The sequence below is a fragment of the Pseudomonas putida genome (assembly GCF_028682175.1).
Classification (GTDB): domain Bacteria; phylum Pseudomonadota; class Gammaproteobacteria; order Pseudomonadales; family Pseudomonadaceae; genus Aquipseudomonas; species Aquipseudomonas putida_AD.
The window spans coordinates 127894-147743 of sequence record NZ_JANHKS010000002.1 but is presented as its reverse complement, the minus strand read 5'-3'; the positions used below and the strand labels follow the sequence as shown (position 1 = coordinate 147743).

The 19850-nt window shown below is 60.3% G+C and carries 23 protein-coding genes; 12 read left to right on the top strand and 11 right to left on the bottom strand.

The genetic code is table 11. The features are described from left to right. Positions 1–31 precede the first annotated feature (31 nt). The gene (locus tag NPS29_RS02290; protein WP_274130459.1) at positions 32–493 is read right to left on the bottom strand and encodes a nuclear transport factor 2 family protein; all 462 of its coding nucleotides are present in this window, start codon (positions 491–493) and stop codon (positions 32–34) included. Between the two features lie 186 nt (positions 494–679). On the opposite strand from NPS29_RS02290, the gene NPS29_RS02285 reads away from it, so the two are divergent. After that, positions 680–1597, top strand: a complete 918-nt coding sequence (locus tag NPS29_RS02285) for a LysR family transcriptional regulator (RefSeq protein ID WP_274130458.1) — start codon at positions 680–682, stop codon at positions 1595–1597. Positions 1598–1771: 174 nt separating this feature from the next. Then, complete coding sequence (locus tag NPS29_RS02280) at positions 1772–2008, top strand: hypothetical protein (protein WP_274130457.1); 237 nt, start codon at positions 1772–1774, stop codon at positions 2006–2008. 578 nt (positions 2009–2586) lie between these two features. Here NPS29_RS02280 and NPS29_RS02275 read toward each other — a convergent pair. Together NPS29_RS02275 and NPS29_RS02270 are read right to left on the bottom strand one after the other, a co-directional pair. Then, entirely contained in the window at positions 2587–3648 is a 1062-nt protein-coding gene (locus tag NPS29_RS02275; protein WP_274130456.1) for an SDR family oxidoreductase, read from the bottom strand. 135 nt (positions 3649–3783) lie between these two features. After that, positions 3784–4812: an AraC family transcriptional regulator gene (locus NPS29_RS02270; protein WP_274130455.1), complete on the bottom strand. Its 1029-nt coding sequence runs from the start codon at positions 4810–4812 to the stop codon at positions 3784–3786. On the opposite strand from NPS29_RS02270, the gene NPS29_RS02265 reads away from it, so the two are divergent. After that, positions 4811–5776: an oxidoreductase gene (locus NPS29_RS02265; RefSeq protein ID WP_274130454.1), complete on the top strand. Its 966-nt coding sequence runs from the start codon at positions 4811–4813 to the stop codon at positions 5774–5776. The two genes, NPS29_RS02270 and NPS29_RS02265, sit on opposite strands and share 2 nt — an antisense overlap. Before the next feature lie 129 nt (positions 5777–5905). On the opposite strand, the gene NPS29_RS02260 is transcribed toward NPS29_RS02265, so the two are convergent. Together NPS29_RS02260 and NPS29_RS02255 are read right to left on the bottom strand one after the other, a co-directional pair. Next, complete coding sequence (locus NPS29_RS02260) at positions 5906–6367, bottom strand: GNAT family N-acetyltransferase (RefSeq protein ID WP_274130453.1); 462 nt, start codon at positions 6365–6367, stop codon at positions 5906–5908. Positions 6368–6472: 105 nt separating this feature from the next. Beyond that, positions 6473–7573, bottom strand: coding sequence for an NADH:flavin oxidoreductase (locus NPS29_RS02255; RefSeq protein ID WP_274130451.1), 1101 nt, complete (start codon positions 7571–7573; stop codon positions 6473–6475). Between the two features lie 122 nt (positions 7574–7695). Here NPS29_RS02255 and NPS29_RS02250 point away from each other — a divergent pair, with 122 nt between their 5' ends. Further along, positions 7696–8598 carry a LysR family transcriptional regulator gene (locus NPS29_RS02250; protein ID WP_274130449.1) on the top strand — a complete coding sequence of 301 codons (903 nt, stop codon included), beginning with the start codon at positions 7696–7698 and terminating at the stop codon, positions 8596–8598. A 15-nt stretch (positions 8599–8613) separates the two neighbouring features. Here the strand turns inward: NPS29_RS02250 and NPS29_RS02245 are convergent, their stop codons facing one another. From NPS29_RS02245 to NPS29_RS02235, 3 genes are all read right to left on the bottom strand, one after another. Next, positions 8614–9111 carry a YkgB family protein gene (locus NPS29_RS02245; protein ID WP_274130448.1) on the bottom strand — a complete coding sequence of 166 codons (498 nt, stop codon included), beginning with the start codon at positions 9109–9111 and terminating at the stop codon, positions 8614–8616. A gap of 295 nt (positions 9112–9406) precedes the next feature. Next, the gene (locus NPS29_RS02240; RefSeq protein WP_274130447.1) at positions 9407–10282 is read right to left on the bottom strand and encodes an alpha/beta fold hydrolase; all 876 of its coding nucleotides are present in this window, start codon (positions 10280–10282) and stop codon (positions 9407–9409) included. A gap of 151 nt (positions 10283–10433) precedes the next feature. Beyond that, a complete protein-coding gene (locus tag NPS29_RS02235) occupies positions 10434–11063 on the bottom strand; it encodes a CGNR zinc finger domain-containing protein (protein WP_274130446.1) in 630 nt (209 codons plus the stop codon). 207 nt (positions 11064–11270) lie between these two features. On the opposite strand from NPS29_RS02235, the gene NPS29_RS02230 reads away from it, so the two are divergent. After that, complete coding sequence (locus NPS29_RS02230; protein ID WP_274130445.1) at positions 11271–12245, top strand: zinc-binding alcohol dehydrogenase family protein; 975 nt, start codon at positions 11271–11273, stop codon at positions 12243–12245. A 36-nt stretch (positions 12246–12281) separates the two neighbouring features. Beyond that, positions 12282–13052, top strand: a complete 771-nt coding sequence (locus tag NPS29_RS02225) for an SDR family oxidoreductase (RefSeq protein ID WP_274130443.1) — start codon at positions 12282–12284, stop codon at positions 13050–13052. A 78-nt stretch (positions 13053–13130) separates the two neighbouring features. Here NPS29_RS02225 and NPS29_RS02220 read toward each other — a convergent pair whose 3' ends face one another. Continuing rightward, the gene (locus NPS29_RS02220) at positions 13131–14093 is read right to left on the bottom strand and encodes a cupin domain-containing protein (RefSeq protein WP_274130442.1); all 963 of its coding nucleotides are present in this window, start codon (positions 14091–14093) and stop codon (positions 13131–13133) included. A 114-nt stretch (positions 14094–14207) separates the two neighbouring features. Between NPS29_RS02220 and NPS29_RS02215 the strand changes: the two genes are divergently transcribed. From NPS29_RS02215 to NPS29_RS02190, 6 genes are all read left to right on the top strand, one after another. Further along, positions 14208–14747, top strand: coding sequence for a carboxymuconolactone decarboxylase family protein (locus NPS29_RS02215; RefSeq protein WP_274130441.1), 540 nt, complete (start codon positions 14208–14210; stop codon positions 14745–14747). A gap of 164 nt (positions 14748–14911) precedes the next feature. Next, positions 14912–15439 (top strand): DUF3455 domain-containing protein, encoded by a 528-nt coding sequence (locus NPS29_RS02210; RefSeq protein WP_274130440.1) that lies wholly within the window; start codon positions 14912–14914, stop codon positions 15437–15439. A gap of 105 nt (positions 15440–15544) precedes the next feature. Next, the gene (locus NPS29_RS02205; RefSeq protein WP_274130439.1) at positions 15545–16093 is read left to right on the top strand and encodes a sigma-70 family RNA polymerase sigma factor; all 549 of its coding nucleotides are present in this window, start codon (positions 15545–15547) and stop codon (positions 16091–16093) included. After that, on the top strand, positions 16090–16788 hold the full coding sequence (locus NPS29_RS02200) for an anti-sigma factor (protein ID WP_274130438.1): 699 nt from the start codon (positions 16090–16092) through the stop codon (positions 16786–16788). Before NPS29_RS02205 ends, NPS29_RS02200 begins: the two co-directional genes overlap by 4 nt. 371 nt (positions 16789–17159) lie before the next feature. Then, entirely contained in the window at positions 17160–17489 is a 330-nt protein-coding gene (locus NPS29_RS02195) for a hypothetical protein (protein WP_274130437.1), read from the top strand. A gap of 201 nt (positions 17490–17690) precedes the next feature. Then, the gene (locus NPS29_RS02190) at positions 17691–17981 is read left to right on the top strand and encodes a hypothetical protein (RefSeq protein WP_274130436.1); all 291 of its coding nucleotides are present in this window, start codon (positions 17691–17693) and stop codon (positions 17979–17981) included. Between the two features lie 198 nt (positions 17982–18179). Here the strand turns inward: NPS29_RS02190 and NPS29_RS02185 are convergent, their stop codons facing one another. Both NPS29_RS02185 and NPS29_RS02180 read right to left on the bottom strand, forming a co-directional pair. Continuing rightward, positions 18180–18767, bottom strand: coding sequence for a hypothetical protein (locus NPS29_RS02185; protein ID WP_274130435.1), 588 nt, complete (start codon positions 18765–18767; stop codon positions 18180–18182). Positions 18768–18936: 169 nt separating this feature from the next. Continuing rightward, positions 18937–19824 (bottom strand): NAD(P)H-binding protein, encoded by an 888-nt coding sequence (locus NPS29_RS02180; protein ID WP_274130434.1) that lies wholly within the window; start codon positions 19822–19824, stop codon positions 18937–18939. Positions 19825–19850 lie beyond the last annotated feature (26 nt).

The window sequence follows — 19850 nt, the reverse complement described above, 5'->3', positions numbered from 1 at the left end:
CCTGTTTTCGCTAATGGCCGTATGAGCCGAATCAGTTGTGGTCGAGAAAGACATGCATGCTCAGCAACTTGCCGTCACGCACGGTGAAGATGTCTTCGCCCCGCACCTTGTCGGGTTCGCCGGCTGGGCCAAAGCCCCAACGGACGCGACCGATGTCGTGGTTCCAGGCGATGGGCTCCGGCGAGAACCTGAAGCCTTCGTGCTGAGACTGAACCCGCTCGATCAATCGGTTGACTTCGCCAAAACCTCGGGCAATGGCGGCGTAATCGGCGACGGTGAAATCGTCGGTGTAGGTCGTCGCAAACTGCTGTAGACGAACTCGGTCATCGCGTTCGTTCCAGATCGCAAAATGCTGGTCGATCAGCCTCTGGGCAGCGGCGATGTGTTGTGCATCGGGGTTCATGGTGTGTGGGTCCTGAGAATGGGCGAACGGGGCAATCAGCACGGCGATAAACAGGCCGCCAAAGCGGATGAGTTTTTTCACATCGAACATTGGAAGCCTCCTGACGGCGGGCATCGCGTTGTCGGGCCAGAACGTCAGTTGCCGACAGGTCGTCGCGCAGCGCGTCTGGTCATGGCGCTACTCTAGACTCGGACCGATTGTCGAAAAAGCGCGTACAATGGAATGACTATTCACATACGTGGATAATCCGCTTACTGGTTTCGAGGTTGCAGCGTCATGGATCAGCTGTCGGCAATACGTGCCTTCGCCCGGGTTGTTGAAGCCGGAAACTTCACCCGAGCCGCTGCGTCACTGGATATGCCCAACGCCACGCTGAGCAAGCAGGTGCAGGAACTGGAGGCCTATCTGGGCGTACGCTTGCTGCAACGCACTACCAGGCGTGTCACGGTCACTCCCGAAGGACAGGATTACTACGCCAGGGCGATGCGGGTGTTGAGGGATCTGGAAGACATCGATTCGTCCTTCAACAGCGTCCGCAAAAGCCCGCGAGGGTATTTGCGTATCGATGTAGGTGGCTCGACAGCCCGGGATGTGCTGATTCCATTGCTCCCGGATTTCATGGCGCGCTACCCGGATATCCGTATGGATCTGGGGGTGTCTGATCGCTCGGTTGATCTGATTGGAGACAACGTGGATTGTGTGATTCGCGGCGGGCCGCTGGATGACTCATCCCTTGTAGCGCGGCAGATCGGGCAGGCACCCATGGTCACCTGTGCTACGCCGGCCTATCTCGAACAGCACGGCATCCCTGCCTCTCCACTTGACCTGAAAAACGGTCACAAGCTGATAGGCTACCTTTCGACGCGCACCGGGCGGGCGTTTCCATTTCGCTTTGAAAAGGACGGCGAGGGCACCGAAATCAATACCGGGTATTGCATCGGCATCAATGAAAGCAACGCGCACCTGGCTGCATGCGTCGCCGGGCTGGGTATCGCACAGACCTTCACTTACGGCGTCCAGGCCGCTTTGCGCGACGGGATTTTGGTGGAGATTCTCAAGGCATGGCGAACTCCGCCATACCCTTTTCAGGTGGTGTACCCCCACAACCGTCACATGACCCAGCGTTTACGGGTTTTCATCGACTGGCTGGCGGAACGCTTTCCAGCGAAGTTGCGCGGAATGGAACAGAGCTGACTCTCACCTGCGCGGTGTAGCAGGGGGGATAGCTATTCAGCAGGTAGATAACGTCCACTCAGCCATCCGCGGATATAAAACATGGAACCGCCTTCGCCAGCGCTCGCCTAATGGTCAGCGTGCGGATATTTCCGCAGGCCAAGTGCCAACCTGGCACATTCCGAGAGGTGTAACGTGGCTAAAGACGATAAGAAGAGCAAAGGTGACGCTTCGAAAGCCAGTAAGGATCTGAAGGATAAAAAGGCATCGCCTGCCAAGAAATCCGCTGCGGCTTCTGCGCTTTCAAAATCTTCCGAAAAGAAAGACAAGAAAGCCAGTGAACCGAAGAAATCTGCAAAGAAGGCGGATAGCAAACCAACGAAGGCCAAGAAATCCGAAAAATCAGACAAGCCTGCAAAGAAGAGTAAGTAACACCGTAATCAGCCAGGGCTACATGCCCTGGTTTCCAGCTGGCTTCAATCGTTGCTGAGAACTGGCGTTTTCGGAGGCAACAAATGATCAGACACCGTAGAACCAAGTGATGTCATTTTGATCTTATTCTGGAGTTCGTTGGCTCTCTCAGTTGGCTGTTCTCCAGGAAGTGTTTCGTGGCAAGACGCTTGTTCGAGGTGTGTGTTGTTCTGTGTGTGACCTTGCCCTTGTCGGGCTGTGCCTGGTTCTGGAAAGAGCCTCTGACCGGCGCCTACGGGGACGGATATCGCAGTGGATGTGACGCCCGGGAGCATGGCTACGGGTATGAGGCACGGGATGCTGATCGCCGAGCGCGTTTTCAAGAGCGTTACTGGGCGGGATGGGGTCGGGGCTTCAACTCCTGTATGTCGCCTTGGGAGAAGGAACGGCAAGAGAAGTTCTTGAACGGCGACAAGAAAAAATACTGCACCAAGCACCAGAAGAAGCGAGGCCATTGCGAGGATTGAACGCCTGGCAGTGGCACCGATCCGTTCTGGTGGGCAAGTTTCTCCAATGCGTAAGCGAACTTGCCCCGAGTATCAAGGAATGAGACGTTCCCTACGCAGTTGGTCAAACACGTTGAAGAATGCCTGGTCACTGGCTTGAAACTCCGTGAAGCCCATCGCCCGGCTCTTTGACATATCCGTTACCACTTCGATGGGCCGCCCCAGGTCAGCGTCGGTGTGCCATGGCGAAACCAGGCGCTTGATGTCGGATTCTTTCAGTCCGCGCTCGGCGGCAATCTGACTCCAGATCGCCTGGTCATCGGCCATCTGAGACTCAAGTGGCGAAGGGGCAGGGGGATACGCGGCGGGGTGCAGGCCGAAGTAGTCGGCAATCCTCGTCCACATCCATTTCCAACGAAAGATATCGCCGTTGGTGATGTTGAACGCCTGGTTCGCTGCTGCTGGGGTTTGAGCAGCCCAGAGCAGTTGCTTGGCCAACTGCTTCGCATCGGTCATGTCCGTGAGGCTGTCCCACTGGACTCGCGATCCCGGAAATACAAAGGGCCGGCCCGTCTGTTTGCAGATCGTGGCATAGACGGCCAGGGTGGTCGCCATATTCATCGCATTGCCGACGGCGACGCCAGTGACAGTGTGTGGGCGGTGCACGCTCCAGGTGAAGCCATCTTTCTTGGCAGCCGAGAACACTTCGTCCTCTTGGGCATAGTAGAAATTCTCGACGTCCAGGCGACCTTGCTCTTCACGGAAAGGCGTCTGCGGCAGTGTGCCCTTGCCGTAGGCTTCGAACGGGCCAAGGTAGTGCTTGAGCCCCGTCACCAAGGCCACATGGGCAACGCTTTTTGCGGGGCGTAACGCATCCAGGACGTTTCGAACCATCGCGGCGTTGACCCGAATGTTCTCAGCCTCTGTGGCCTGGCGCGACCAGGTCGTGATGAACACATGCGTGGGTTTCAGATCCTGCAGCGCGCGGCGTAAGGATTCCGGATCCTGCAGGTCCGCTGCAACAGGTATCACGCCTGAGGCTTGGGACGGGTGGCGGGAGAGGGCCGCAACCTGCCACTGGTTGTCGAGTAGTAGTTGAGTAACAGCGCTGCCGACAATGCCGCTGGCGCCTACAACGAGTGCGAGTTGGGTCATGGAGTTTCTCCTTGGGGTCCATAGCTGACAACCCGTCAGCCGACGAATTCCTTCGTTGCAGCGGCAGATTCCCGTTCGCAGTGGCGGAGCATGCCGGGTCTGGCGCCGCGTTCGAGCGCTTCAATTGTGCGATCGTCACACTGGCCTATCAGCACTCTGACCTGTTGCTTCTCGCCGATACTGCCCAGGCGATTTTCCGTGAACCCGGCGAAAGGCGACTCCAAAAGCAGCGTCTGACAGATAACCCAAGGAGGCGGCAACGGTCGCCACGCTGTCCCGGCTTGCATACAACCTGGAGGCGGCAACTTGCATGCGCCAGCGAGTCGAATACTCGACAGGAGGATGGCCCACCCGATGCTTGAACAGTGCTGCGAAGCTGGATCGCGACATGCAAGCGATCTGCGCCATCTGCGCCAGTGTCCAGGATTTCTCCGGGGCACCATGAATGGCGCGCATCACATTGGCGATGGCAGGGTCGCGCAGGCCTCCCAACCAGGCAAGGTCGGCGACGTCGGCAGTGCTGATGTGATGGCGCAGCCCATGGACGAAAATCAGACGAAGCAGGTCGTTGCACATGGCGTTGGCGCCTGGTTGCGCTGACTGCCATTCCCGGTCCAGTTCATCCAGCAACCAGGCAAACGACGAAGCGGCACTCGAGGCTGCATGGATGATGATCGCAGGCGGCAGCAACGACAGGAGCTGGCCGGCGCCGGCATTGATCAGGCTCACACTGCCACCCAGTAACTCCACATCGTCACCGGCACCCAGGGTGGCGAGTGTGCTGGACTGGGCGAAAGCATCGGACGCATTGACCGCATCGCCCTCCGGATCGTTCGCCAGAATGAACGGGGTGCGGGAAATCACGAAGCAGTCGCCCGCCCGCAATTGACGCGGCTGGCTGCCCTCGATACGCAGCCAGCACTGGCCACGTCGCACGACGTTGAATTTGAGTTCAATCGGACGAAAACGCAGGGCCCATTGTCCACCCGCTCGCAGGCGCACAGAACAGGCAGCGCGAAGCCCGGCCAGCGCGAGGACATCGGATAGGGGATCTGAAAGCGGATTTTGGATGATCACGACAGAAACCTGGATTATCTGAACTGTTTCGTCCAGCCATCTTAAAGAACAATGGGTGCCAAAGCCATGCAACGAAGAGCCCCTCATGACAACGCCTCAGAAACCTGTTCTTTCACCTTTTTCCGCCGCCAGTACCGCAACCGAGGTCATGGCCGGAGTGAATCTCGCCGGGCATCTCGCTGTTGTCACTGGTGGGTATTCCGGACTGGGGCTGGTCACTGCCAGAAGCCTCGCCCGCGTAGGTGCCCAGGTGATTGTCCCGGCCAGAGACCCTGATCGTGCGCGCAAGGCCTTGGCGGGGGAAGAGGGTATCTCTGTCCATGGGATGGATCTGATCGATGCCGATTCCATTCAGGCGTTCACCGCCCAGGTCGTGCGGCGCGGACAACCGCTCTCGTTGTTGATCAATTGCGCGGGCGTCATGGCCTCGCCCCTGGCACGAGATGTCGATGGGCACGAAAGCCAGTTCGCGATCAACCATCTGGGGCACTTCCGTCTGGTGTGCGGTCTGTGGCCAGCACTGGTTGCGGCTCGCGCTGCCCGGGTGGTTGCGGTGTCATCGCGAGGTCACCAGATCGCCGGTGTCGACTTCGATGACATCGACTTCATCCATCGTCCCTATGACAAATGGGCGGCGTATGGTCAGTCGAAAACCGCCAACGCACTGTTCGCGATGGGGCTCGACCAGCGCGGTTCTGGCCAGGGCGTGCGGGCTTTCTCCCTTCACCCCGGTCAGATTCTGACTGACCTGGGACGCCATCTGAGCAGCGCCGAGATCGCAGCATTTGATGTGTTTGATGAGCACGGCCAGCAAAAGGTCGTACCGGAGGTCGGCCTCAAGAACCTGGAGCAGGGAGCGGCAACGGGCTTGTGGTGCGCAACCAGTCCCGCCCTGAATGGCAAGGGCGGCGTCTACTGCGAAGACTGCAACATCGCGCCGGTCAACGACGCCGAATCAGGTCGCAAGGGAGTGGCAAGTTGGGCCGCCACTCCGGAATTCGCCGAGCGTCTCTGGAGCATTTCCGAAGAGTGGACGGGGATGTCGCTGTGAAGGGAATTCGGTGCGCCAGTGCCTTCCACAGCTCTGGACTCTGCGATCAAGTGGATGAGTCATGTGAGTGAATCCAGGGGCGGCTTTTGGCCGTTACCTGGCGCCAGCCCGCGCTTCTATCTGACGCAGTCAAGCCTGCTGGCCGAGGCTCTTTTCCATGATGATCGTGCGCTCGGCGCCGTGGAATGCGTCCCGCACCTTCACGAAGCCTAGAGAAAGGTAGAAGCCTTGCGCAGTGATCGAAGAGGGGAGACGCAGTCGTTCGATGCCGCTCTTCACCGCCACTGACTCGATAGCCGCCATCAGAAGACTCCCAATGCCTTGTCGCTGATAAGCAGGATCGACGAATACGCTGCGCACCGTATTTCCTGCAAGACTTGCAGTGGCCACGACATGGGTGTCGATGCACGCGACGTACACTTGGCGCAGGCTCATGAGTTTCAAGACTTGCGAGGGCGAAAAGCCTTGCACCACTTGCTCGATAACGTCCGGCGGGTAATCCTGGGCATTGGATTTTCGCAACGCGGCCTCGACGATCAGGCTGATCGCTGGTGCATCCGTGCTGTCGGCTTTCCTGATCAAGCAAGCCATTGGATACTCCTGGCCGATCTCAACGAGCTCGACGTCAGTCTAGGGTATCGAGGATCGCGCTGCGACTTTAAGGTTCTGGCCGATAGCTTACGGCCGCCCCTCCACTCACATCGCCAGTTCACTCTCCTTGATGTTCGCAATTGGCCCCAGAATCGACGCATCGAACCCTGACAGCGTACGGCCCTCGGCGAGGCGGTTCGGGTAGTCGGGGTTGGCCAGTGCTGCCTTGCCGATGGCCAGGATATCGACTCCGTCGTTCAGCACGGCGTTGGCGTGTTCTTCCTCATGCAGGCCGCCGTTGGCAAGCAGTACGACGCCGGGTGCATGGCGACGGGCCAAGGCAGCGAGGCTTTGGGTGGTGCTGGCGAAAGCGGGTTTCCATGCTTCGAATTCGGTCACGTGGATGTAGTCGACGCCGGCGTCCTTGAGCGAGCCGAAGATGATTTCGGCGTCGTGCTCACCGTTTGCCCATTTGTGTCCGAAGTCGTTGACCTTGCCTTGGGAGATGCGAACGCCGACGGGGACGCTACCTACCGCCCCACGGACGGCCTTGATCACTTCCAGAATCAAGCCGACCCGTTGTTGGGTGCTCCCGCCCCAGCGGTCGTTGCGTTGATTGCTGAAGTCGGTGAGGAACTGGTCGAGCAGGTAGCCGTTGGCGCCATGGATCTCGACGCCATCGAAGCCTGCATCCAGCATTGCGCGCTTGGCTGCCTGGGCGAACCCGGCGATGGCGTCGGCGATGTCTTCGTCGGTCATGGCAACGGGCACCGGGTACTGGCCCTCCCCGAAGTAGAAGCGCATTTGCTCGCCTTTCGGGCGGACTGCGGAGGGCGCTGCGGTGTGCTGGGTGAAGCGATTGCCCTGGCTCAGTGCCCCGGCATGCATGAGTTGCGCGAAAACAGCCGCTTCCTGAACGTGGATTCGGTCTGTGACTGTGCGCCATGCCTGGGCCTGTTCGGCGTCTGTCATGCCGGGCTGGAAGGGGTAGCCCTGGGAGAAGCGCTGGTCGGTGTAGATGCCTTCGGTGATGACCATGCCGAACCCGCCTTTGGCGAAGCGTTCGTAGTAGCGGACCATCGCGTCGGTCGCGACGCCGGTTTGCGTGGCGCTGACGCGAGTCATGGGGGCCACCGCCAGGCGGTTGCGCAGGGTGAGGTTCTTGATATCGAAAGGCGTTAGAATCGATGGGGTCGAATGGTTCATGGCTGCACCTCGTCTTCAAGCGTAGTGGGCGTAATTGCCTGTTGTTAGCGATACTACGGAGGTGCCAGGGCCAGACCAAGCCGGTCTGGGGTGAAGCCGGCATAACCTGAAAGGATATAATCATGCTGACAACCGACCTGCGTATTTTCCTGGCGGTCGCGACGGCGCGCAGCCTCTCGGACGCCTCGCGCAGGCTGGATGTGATGCCGATGCAGGTGTCGCGGCGCATCACTGCGCTGGAGCAGGAATTGGGCGTGCGGCTGTTTCAGCGCACCACCAGGGCGGTTTCGCTCACGGCCGAGGGCGAAGCGTTTCTTCCTTATGCCCATACCATGCTCGAGGCCGAAGAGAGTGCGCTGGAGGCGTTGCAGCCGTCGACGAGCCGAGTGACAGGGCTGTTGCGGGTGACAGCGCCCAGCGTCTTCGGACAATCCATTGTCTTGCCCATGCTGCCGCAACTGTTGCAGCAATACCCTGATCTGCGGGTCGAGCTCGACGTTTCGGACACCGTGGTCGATCTGGTGGGCCGCGGGTTCGACCTGGCGCTGCGGGTCGCGCCGTTGGCCGATTCCGAGCTGGTTGCCCGGCGGGTCGCGCCCAATCCTCGCGTGCTCTGTGCGGCCCCGCATTATCTGCGAGAACACGGCACGCCCGTCACGCTGGACGAGCTTGAACAGCACCAGTGCATCGTGCTTCAGGCCGTGCCGAGATGGCCGTTCGTGGTGAACGGCGAAATCGTCCGGCGGCGGGTGGAGGGGCGGGTGATGATCAGCAATGTGGGCGCAGTGCGCGATGCTGCCATCGAAGGGCTGGGCATTGCGATGCTGGCGTACTGGGACGTGTTGCCCCAGTTGCGGGACGGTTCGCTGGTGGAAATCCGCCTGGCCGACGGCGACATGGAGCAGTTGTCGGTCTGGGCCGTCACCCCGACCCGGCAGTATGTGCCTGCCAGGGTGAAGGTTTTCCTGCAGATGCTCGAAGCCGACATGACTGCGCGGCTTCAGAGCACCGTGTCGAAATCCTGAATGCCCGCTGCTGGTTCAGGCGGCGTGTTCAGCCAGCTTCAACTGCCGGGCAACGTCCTGCCTGAGCAGGTAGACCGAGACCGTGAGCAACACCAGATCCTTCAGAAGAAACGCGGCCACGATGGTCATCGCCGGGAAACCGCCGGCGCCTTCATGCCAGGCTCCGGGTGCGAACGGCATGATGGTGACGGTTCCGATGAAGGTGGCGCAGGAGCCGAGGGCGCCCAGTATCCCAAGCTTCCTGTTCCAGAAACCCAGGAAGATCAGCAGGCCAAAGGTCCATTCGGCTGTGCCCAGGAAGACACTGGTGCCTTTGACTCCCAGCACCGGAATGGTCCATGAAATCAGCGGGCCGTTGGTGATCAGCGGCAGCAGGTCGGTGATCTCGGCAACGAACCATTTGTCATAGCCAAACCAGACGAAGATGACCACCATCGCGGCGCGCAGCAGGTGGTAGTCGAGATCGCGCTTCATGAGGCCCGAGCGCCCGAGAACGTTGACCAGATAATTCATGCTTGAGTCCTCCCTGGCGCGGTGTGGGCGGCGGCGTGAGCGGCAGGCGCCGGGAACGGGGTGTGGGTACGTGACATTGGAAACTCCATCGAGTGTTAGGTATTCGTCAACGACGCCATGGTAGGGCGTCTCGGTAATACCCTTAAGCCTGTTAAATATCTAAAAGATGCTCCAAAGTCTCAAAGGCTCAGACAGGATCGACTACGGCTCTAACTGACGGGAAGCGGGCTCGGGAGTTTGAGGGGGCAAGTGCGCCGTCCATGGCAGCGACTCGTGAAGGGCGGCTTTACGGCTGTCAGCGGATCACTTCGATGATGCGCGCGGCGATGTGCGCGGCATGGGTTTCGAGTGCGAAGTGGCCGGTGTCCAGAAGCTCGACCACGGCCTGCGGGTTATCCCGTTTGAACGCCTCGGCGCCCGGGGGAATGAAAAAGGGGTCGTGCTTGCCCCAGATGACCAGCGTTGGGATCTTGTGCGCACGAAAGAACGCCTGAAACTTCGGGTACAGCTTCAGGTTGTTGGCGTAATCCAGAAACAGGTCCAGCTGGATGTCCTTGTTCCCGGGGCGTTCCATCAAGAGCGCATCCAGTGTGTAGCCTTCCGGCGCGATGAGTTCGGGCTGGTTGACCCCATGCACGTACTGCCAGCGCGTGCCTTCCAGGTTCAACACGGCATCGGCGATTACCTGCCGATTAGCCGCGGTGGGTTCAGCCCAATAGGCCCGGATCGGCGCCCAGGCATCACCCAACCCCTCCAGATATGCATTGCCGTTCTGGCTGACCAGCCCGGTGACCCGCTCCGGATGCTTGAGCGCGAGCCTCAGCCCGGTCGGTGCCCCGTAGTCGAAAACGTACATTGCGTAGCTCTTGAGTCCCAGGGCATCGACGAAGTCCGTCAGGGTCCTGGCCAGCCCGTCGAAGCTGTAGACGTAGTTTCTGGCCTCTGGCACTTCGGTGAAGCCGAAGCCCGGCAAGTCAGGGGCGATCACATGGAAGTGCGGGGCGAGCAGGGGGATCAACTGGCGGAACTGATGGGACGAGCTTGGAAAACCGTGAAGCAGGAGCAGGGTGGGCAGGGCGCGGTCGCCGGCTTCTCGATAGAACACCCTGACGCCGTCAGCGTATGCGAAGGCGTGGTTGATCACCGGCGTTGAAGCGTTTGCAGTACTCATGACGTGATCCTCTTGGCGTGTGCGGGGATAGGCAGATACAGCTGCGTACCTGAAGTTCGCACAGCTTGAGTAACCTGTCAAACCCATTTCAAGAGGTTATCGTTCCCTCTCCTGTTTTCAGCACTCGGGATCTTCGCCTGATGACTGCCCATCACACCGAGTCGGACTTCTTGCGCTCGCGGTGCGCCGCCGCCTTGGCGCGATTGCCGCACACCGCCATGCTGCACCACCGACGTTTCTTGCCGCGGGTGTGGTCGACGAACATCAGGGTACAACTGGCACCCTCACAGCTTTTGACGTCGGAAAAGTCCTCGTCGCAGATGAACGTCGCCAACTGCTCAGCGATAGGCAGCAGCAATGAATCCGGGGTTTTCCAGCGTCTGCGCGGCGCAAGGGTCAGCTTCGAGGCGTCCGTGTCGGTGACGGTTATCTGAGTAAAGCCTTCGTCCCTGGCCAGCAGGCGGTTGAGCGCAGCGAGGTCCTCCAGGGCCTGGGGCGACAGTGGCTGACCCCGGTGCGTCAAAACGAAATCCCTGAACCAGTCGCGCAGCGCCCTGGTTTGCCCGGCGACCATCTCCAGCTCACCGGGCATGGCCTCCTGGGCTATCTGCTGCAGGGTGTGTTCGCTGACCCAGCCTGCCTGGCGCAGCCAGTCGAGCAGTCCCTGCCCATCGCCAATCCAGTCAACGACCTCGTCCACCGGGGTAGCGATGGAATTGAGGAAATCCAGCGCCGGGGCGTCCGCGATGAACATCGCCGGACCGTGCAAATGGGTGCTCATCGTCTGCTCGCTATCTCTGGAAGTGTCGAAAAAGAGTAACCATTCAAAATGTGTTTGACAAGTTACTATGCCGTTACTAACCTCCAAGCCGGCAGTAGAGAGGTTACTCGGGCGGCGTCGATGACGACCCCAGTTGGCCTCCCTCTCACGCGACGTCTACCCAGCCAATCGGATCAGGTGCCTAAACGGCCTCTACAGGAGAATCTTATGAAAGCGATCGTTCTAGAGAAATTCGGCGGTCTGGACAGCCTGGTTTATCAAGACATCCCGGAGCCCACCGCCAAGGAAGGACACGTCGTGATTCAGATCAAGGCGTTCGGCATCAATCACGCCGAGATGCACATGCGCCGGGGTGAATGGGCGGAAGCGGCACCGGTCAGCGGCATCGAGTGCGTGGGCATCGTGAAGTCATGCCCCGGTGGCGAATTCCCGGTCGGGGCGAAGGTGGCTGCCTTGATGGGAGGGCTGGGCCGCACCATTAACGGCAGCTACGCGCAATACACTCGTGCACCGGTTTCCAACGTGGCCTTGATCGACGCCGATCTGCCGTGGGCCGAACTGGCGGCGATCCCGGAAACCTACGCCACGGCGTGGACCTGTCTTTTCCGCAATCTGGAGATCGAGAAGGGCCAGACCGTCCTCATTCGAGGTGCGACCTCATCGTTCGGCCAGGCCGCGGTGAAACTGGCGGTGAACGCAGGGGCGCGCGTGGTTGCCACGACTCGCAGCGAGAAACGCGCGCAGATGCTCAAGGACCTCGGCGCCGTGGCAGTGGAACTGGAAGGGCCGCAGCTGTCCGCCCGGATCAAGGGCGCGAAAACCTTCGATGCAGTACTCGATCTGGTGGGCAACAGCACGGTGATCGATTTGCTGGCGATCGTTCGCCGGGGCGGGCGCGTGTGCCTGGCAGGCTGGTTGGGCGGGCTTGAGCCCATCGCCGATTTCAACCCGCTGTTGCAGATGTCCAGTGGCGTCTATCTGACCTTCTTTGGAAGCTTCGTGTTCGGCACCGAGGGCTTCCCGCTGGCCGATGTGCCGCTGCAGGCCATTGCCCAGGAAGCAGCCGCCGGCAGGCTCGACGTCAAACCGACGCGAGTCTTCAAATTCGAGGAAATCCATGAGGCTCACCGCGTCATGGAGGCCAACGAAGCGGCCGGCAAAATGGTCGTGGTTGTCGATTGATCCCCCAACCCAAATGCGTTGAATGAGGAAATTGCGATGGTGAAGTCTGTAGCTATTGTCACGGGTGCAAGTCAGGGGATCGGTCGCGCCACAGCCCTACGCCTGGCCAGGGATTTTGAGGCACTGGTCCTGGTGGCGCGAAACCGCGAGAACCTGCAAGACACGGCCCGGCAGGTCGAGGCGATCGGTGCGCAAGCGCTGGTGCTGGACGCCGATGTTTCCGCACCGGGTGTGCCCTCGGAAGTGGTTGAGCAGACGCTGGCCCGGTTTGGCAGGATTGACGCCCTGTTGAACATCGCCGGGGCTGTGCCTCAGATCGATCTGTTCGAGATGACCGACGAGCAGTGGCACGACGGTACCGAGCTCAAGTTGCACGGCGCACGGCGGATGACGCTGGCGGCGTGGCCTGCGCTCAAGGCATCACGAGGTTCGGTGGTACTGATGTCCGGCAACTCGGCGGATACGCCAAAAGCCGGCTATGCAGCGGTCGCGACCATCAACGCTGCCATTGTGGCCTTGGCCAAGGCGTTCGCTGATCGCGGCATCCAGGAGGGCGTCCAGGTCAACAGTGTGTTGCCGGGTCCGGTGATGACGGGGCGTCGCCGTTCCTTTCTGGAGAAATGGGCACCTGCCAATGGCATGAGTGTTGAAGAAGCGACGATCAGGTTTCCGCAGAATGCCGGGATTTCAAGATTTGGCGAGCCTGAAGAGATCGCCGACCTGCTGGCGTTCCTGGTGTCGCCGTCTGCGAAATGGATGACCGGATCGGCGTTGCGGATCGACGGGGGAGAGGTGAAATCCGTCTGAGGTTGAGTGCACATCCTGCCTGACAAGCCAGGTGCCACCGAAACGGTGTGGCACCTGGCTTTTGCGTTCATGGTCCTTTCATGGAGTCGCGCCCGGGTGTCTGGACCTGCGAATGTCGCCTGGGGTCATGCCCATGCGTTGGGTGAAGGCACGCCGAAACGCGGCGACGGATTGATAGCCGACGGCTTCGGCAATTGCCTCGGTAGGCAGGGTAGTGGAGGTGAGTTCATTGGCCGCCATGGTCATGCGCACGTCGGTGAGGATGGCGTTCGCAGACTTGCCCACCTTGTCCTGGAAATGGCGAATCAGGGTCGCCCGGGACATGTTGCACAGATCCGCCAGCTCCGGCAGCGTCCAGGCCCGGGCCGGGTCGTTGAAGATCGCGGTCAGTGCGGGTGCCAGTCTTGGGTGGCCTGCCATCGCCAGCAGGCCCACCGGCGTGTCTGCCGATTCGCTGGCCAGGCGCAGGGTCATGGTGAACAGCGCGGTAGACAGGGCGTCCAGCATGGCATTGCCGCCCAGGCTTGCAACCAGTGACTCTTGCCGCATCACGGCGAGCAGATGAGTCAGTTGCGTGTGCGTCTGGGTGTCAGAGGGTTGGCTGGCCGTGCGGACGATCAACCGGCCCGGCAAATAGTCCCTGATGAAGCGGTCATGGGGTGGCCGGATCACGAAGCGGCCGCAGAGCATTTCCAGGGGCTCACCGCCGCCGGTGTTTTCACTGACCACCAGATTGAGCTCATCACGGTAGCTCGCCTGGGGCGGGCTGATCCCGCTGCCGTCATGCAATAGGTGTTCAGAGCCATGCAGCATCAGCAGCACGTCACCGGCCTGTAATCGTCGCGGCGCGCCAAGGCCCGGGGTTTCGAGAATGGCCGACCCGCGCATCACCACGTGATAGGGCATCTCTCCCGGTTCCGAGTCTTCATACACGACCTGCCACGGCGCCCCGTATGCGCACCGCAGTTCCAGGCGTCCTTTGACGGTAATCATCTCCAGCAGTCGGCTGAGCCAGTCCTGCTGGCGGGAAGAAGCGGTCATGACGATGTCCGGAATTGATACTTATGAGCACTATAGTGAGCGATTCGAGTCTCTACAAGATCATGGGTGCTGGATAAAGTGGAGCCATCTAACCCACCGAGCAGGAGTTTCACCATGAGCCGCATCGCAATCCCCGCTGTTGCAACTGCCACTGGCGCCACCGCTGACGTCTATGCCGAAGTCCGGAAAATCGCCGGCGGTACCGTGCCTAATCTGTTCGCCGCATTAGGCCATCTGGTGCCGAATGCACTGTCGGCTGTGCTCAACGCCGAGGGCGTGCTGGCCAACGGCAGCCTGAGCAAACAGGACCTGGAAACCATCAAGTTGCTGGTCAGCGAGCAGACCGGCTGTGACTACTGCGTTGCGGCCCATGTGATGTTGGGCAAGATGACCGGCCTGCCATCCCAGGTTCTGACCCAGATCCGCCAGGGCACCTCGACAGGGGACAGCAAGCGCGATGCCCTGGTCAGCTTCGTACTGAAGCTGCAGAAAACCAGCGGCACCCTGAGCGATGCCGATGTTGCTGCGATTCGCCAGGCGGGTTACAGCGATGCGCAACTGGCGGAAATCTCGCTGACGATCGCGCTGACCATCTTCACCAATACCTTCAACCGCATCAACGACACCGACATCGACATGCCGCCGGTGAAGTGAATCACTGACCGCGTCGAACCGGGCAGGCTGGGTATCCCCGTCGGGATGCCCAGACCCTCGCGTAATTATTTTTTCAGGCGGTGCATCCAGTTCTGCAACTGGCGGGTATTGGTAATGGGCGGCATGTGACTGCCCAGCCCAATGATCCTTCAGGAGCACTGCCCATGAACATCAAAACCTCCGTCTGCCTGCTCGCCTGCAGCCTCGCTATCGGCCTGCAGACTGCCCACGCCCAGTCCGCGCTGCCGGATGCGGTCAAAGTCCCTGATGGCCATCGGGTGATGCTTGAAACCGTCGGCGTCGGCGAAATCACGTATCAATGCCGCGACAAGACCGATGCCCCTGGCAAGACAGAATGGACCTTCGTGGGCCCCAAGGCCGTGCTCAACGACCGTGCCGGCAAACCCGTGGGTGACTACTTCGGCCCTCCGGCTACTTGGCAGGCCAAGGACGGTTCGAAAGTCACCGGCACCCAGTTGGCGGTGGCAAAAGCGGCTGACGGCGACTTGCCGTATCAACTGGTCAAAGCCAACCCGGTCGAAGGCACGGGCGCTATGCAAGGGGTCAGCTACATCCAGCGCGTGGCTACCCGTGGCGGCGTGGCCCCGGCGAGCGATTGCACCGCCCAGAACAAGGGCGCGCAGCAGATCGTCAAGTATCAGGCAGACTATCTGTTCTGGACGGCCAAGTGATACGCAATCAGGCAGACGCCGTTGCGATCGATCCTCTACGCTGTTGGGCAAGCACCCCGGTCAGATGACCGGGGCACCCCGTTTGAAACAAGGACACCGCACACGTTGAACGCGCCTGTAGTCCCCTTCGATTTCCACCGCTGTCTGGAGGCCTGTGCACAGGGCGACCGGAGAGCCTTGCAGGCGCTCTACGATCATGAGGGGGCACGTATGCTGGGTGTGGCCCGGCGCATCGCCCGCGACCACGCCACGGCAGAAGACGTCGTCCACGATGCCATGGTGCGCATCTGGACCCGCGCAGCCAGCTTCGATCCCGAGCGCGGTTCGGCCCGGGGCTGGATCTACAGCATCACCCGCCACCTGGCGCTGAATTCGATACGCGATACGCGGCGGGAAACCGAGCTGGATGAGTCCGGGATCGATACCGGCGTCGTGTTGCACGGGGGGCAGCACGATGCAGACCTGTGGTCAGGGTCGGCGAAGATCTACCGCTGCCTTGAGCAACTGCAACCCACACCGCAGCGCTGCATCCTGCACGCCTACGTGGACGGCTGCAGCCATGCCGAAATCGCCACCTTGCTGGGTGCGCCGCTGGGGACTGTCAAAGCCTGGATCAAGCGCAGCCTCAAGGCGCTGCGGGAGTGTCTGGAATGAAGCCCGAAGCCGCCGAAACACTGGACGCCCTCGCCGGAGAATATGTGCTGGGAACGCTGTCCCCCGAACAACATGCCGACCTGACCGAGCGCCTGCGCACCAACGCTGCACTGAGAGCCGCCGTGGATGCCTGGGAGGTTCGCCTGCTGGACCTCACCGAACTCGCCACGCCGGTGCCGCCCAGTGCCCGACTGTGGGGCCGTATCCAGCGCAGCCTTGACGAGTTTGCCGCAGCGCCCGCCCAACGTCAGGCAAGCTGGTGGCAGCGCCTGGGCCTGTGGCAGGGATTGAGTGCGGCGGGGTTTGCGGCAAGCCTGATGCTGGCGTTCATCCTGCTCAATGCCCCTGCGCCCACGACCCAATACCTGGTGGTGCTGGTGGCTCCGAACAGCCAGGCGCCCGGCTGGGTGGTACAGGCCAACGACAACCGAACCATCGAGCTGCTTCCGCTGGGGCAGGATTCGGTTCCCGATGGCATGGCGCTGCAATTCTGGACCAAAGGCGAGCGGTGGGGCGCCCCGGTTTCCCTGGGTCTGGTCAAGCCAGGCGCGCCTAACCGCGTTCCGTTGCAGAGCCTGCCGCCGCTTGAACCTGATCAGCTATTCGAACTGACCCTGGAGAAAGCCGGAGGGTCGCCAACCGGCCGGCCGACCGGCCCGATCCAGTTCATAGGCCGTGCGGTGAAGGTGATATGAGCCGGTGTCGGGGGTGCGGCTTGAGTAGCCCTGATGTAAGGTCGCGAACTCGGCGAGGATGCCGTTGTTGAAAGGCTGTGCGTTTCTGGCAGAGGCGTTATGTTGGGAGTGGCTGGTTATGGCAGGGAGCGGCCGGTCACCACAGGCTGCTATCGGCCACAAGCGGTCGTTCGATCGACACAATTGAGGCGTTTGTTGAAATCAACGGCGGCGGGTATGCGGGAAAATCACGACGGTCGAATGAGCTATACCAGGGGCCTCAGAAGGAGAAGAACTGTTGAAATGCGTGAGATTGAATATCAGGGAAGCTGACTAGGCATAGCCGTGGAGCGTACGGCAAAATGCCTTTAACTATTACACGGAGGTCTGCAATGAGCTTTCACACTGATGTTTGGGTCCAACCGTTGGACGGTGACTTGCTGGTACTGGACAGCGTGCGATCGGAGTTGATCGCATACCTGGACAGTAACGCCCTCAGCCAAGACGTTTACACCGACCTCGTCACCGCATGCACCGAGTCCAATGCGTACTTTTCGTTGGATAGCTGGTCAGTTCGTGCACTTTTTGAAGTGGTTGCACGCTTATTGCCGAAACTTAGTTTCACAGTCAAAGGCGTGGGCGAAGAGACGCGCGATATTTGGGTGCGAGAGTTTATGGACGGTCAAATCTCCTTTGAGGCAGGGCCGTTCAACGAAGACTGAACCAACGGTGGCAGCACGACCGGCCGAAATGAGGTGTCTGGAGTCACGATGGAGCCGGTCATGCTGCCTCGCGAGTAGCCGTTAAGATCATGAGCAATGTGGCTTTACCCACCGGCCGGCTGCTTCTGGCTGGTAGCTGGCGTACGGACATTTCGCGTGAGTGTGTAGATAATTGCCCCTTCTTAGCCATTCCGAATGCAAATGGAAAACGAAACCTCACTCGATGAATCCAGCTACCGCGCGGCATATCGTGTTGCTCAGCACCACGGTGCCGGGCCGCTGTCGGTTGATGGCTATCACCAGACAGTGGAACCTTGCGGTCGCGTCGCGGGTGGCTGGCTATTACGCTACATAGTCCATTGCAGTTTGGACATTGCTGTTGATGAGCAGGAGTCGTTCGCTGGCGCTGCGGGCTGTTTCGTTGCTGGCGATGGTGCAGTACGAGATTTATCGGGCCCGATGTTCATGGACACATTGTGCACGCTGGCATAGCTCGCACGTTAAATTCTGGCCGTAACGGTCTGGCGCCAGTGGCTGCTATCGACCCATTGCGGACGCTCAGTAACGCCATCAAGCGGGGAGTCGCATGGTTCACCCTGCGTTCGTCAGCCTTTATTCCAGGTGATGGTTCTCTCAAGCGAGAGAGTTGCGTCTGGCAGTGCGTTAGAACTCACCGACAAGCCTGCTGGTTCATCCTCTTTCTGATCGGGCCGAAGCCTGCTTGGCCATTGCCAGCGGCTCCAGGGGAATATGGATCTGGATCAGCGCCACCAGTTGGCTGATCTGATAGACGCAATCGGTCATGACATGCAGGCTGTTGTAATCGCCACTGATGACGGCGCGATCCATTAATCTTTTGGCCTGAGCTGAAAACGCCATCAAAGCATGTGTACGTTGGGTGATCTGATCGATGCAGGCTGCAAAACTCAATTCGTACCAGCGATCGTCCTGATTCAGCCTCAGCGCGTTGACGATCTGCCGTTGCAGTTGCATCGCGCCGCCCATGTCGCGAATCCGCTCATCAAGAAATGCCGAGCAATGCTCGGTGGCAACCCCGATGCGATGGAACAACTCCCGGACGTCGACAAAGCTCACATTGCGCAGCCTGATTTCCAGGCTGTGGACGTACTGGTGCAACTGGACGGTGGTCGTCAGGTGTTGCTGCAGCAACTCCAGCAGTGCGATACGTTCGCAGGTCTGGGCCGAATCCAGCGTGGCATGTCGGGTGGCCATAAGACCGAGAGAGTCGCTTGGCTGACGAGTGTTCCAACTGTCCATGACGAATGGCCCTCACAATCGATGTAAGCGTTGATCGAAATCTGGCGTGGGGAAACGATAAGTCAGTTTGCTTCGGGCCTCACTCCTACCTGAATACAGCTCAGCTATACCTTGGTGTGAACGGATTGCTGCCCAGCCTGCACGACGTTCGTCTCTGAACCACAAAGCATCAGCGGAACAGGCTGATGTTCTCGATCAACCAGTCAGATAATGAACGGGGCGGTTTGCCGGTCATCTGCTCGACCGTCAAGGTGATCTCCGACAGCGCCGATTCGTGATACATCAAGTCCATACCGCTCAGGAGATCGGCCATCAGCGCTGATGCGCCTTCTCTGATCAGCATTGCGCGATGCTCGGTGGCAGAGCGCTGATGGTAAGCAACCGGCCGCTGCAGCAGGCGGGTCAGCTCAGCGGCAATGTCTTGCATCGTCCAGGCGCGAGGCCCTGTCAGGTGATAAGCCCGCTGGGAGCGCGTGCTGACCTCTTCGAGCAAGGCGACCCTGGCGGTCTGCGCGACATCCCGGGTGTCGATGAAGTTGACTGCTCCGTTGCCTGCCGATCCGCCCCAGGTTCCATTCGCCACCTGAGCCCCGGCGCGTTTGAGTACGTCAGCGAAGGCCGTGGGCCGTAACACGGTAGATGCCACAGGCTGGATCGCCAGATGGGCCTCGATGCGCATGTGCCAGGCGAATGGGTTGAGCGGTGTCGCCGGCCCCATCGCCGAGAGCTTGACGATATGTGTCACGCCCGCCACGACAGCCGCGTCAATCAGTGCAATTTCATTTTCGACCTGGCGGTCTGAAGTGCCATGTGCCAGGAACAGCGTGTCGACGCCATCAAGTGCCTGGGGCAGTGTGTCCGCCTGGTCGAAGTCAATGCTCGCCACGTCGACTCCGGATGGAAACCGGGTTTTGGCCGGCGTTCGCGTTAGAGCGAGGAGGTTGACAGGGTCGTTGATCAGACTATTGATTAACTGCGCACCGACCCGGCCGGTGGCGCCCGAAATGGCGATGCGAGGCGTGTGTACGGCGGGAAGGTTGGACGGTGAAACAGTCATGGCGGCGATTTCCCAGGAGGAGGTCC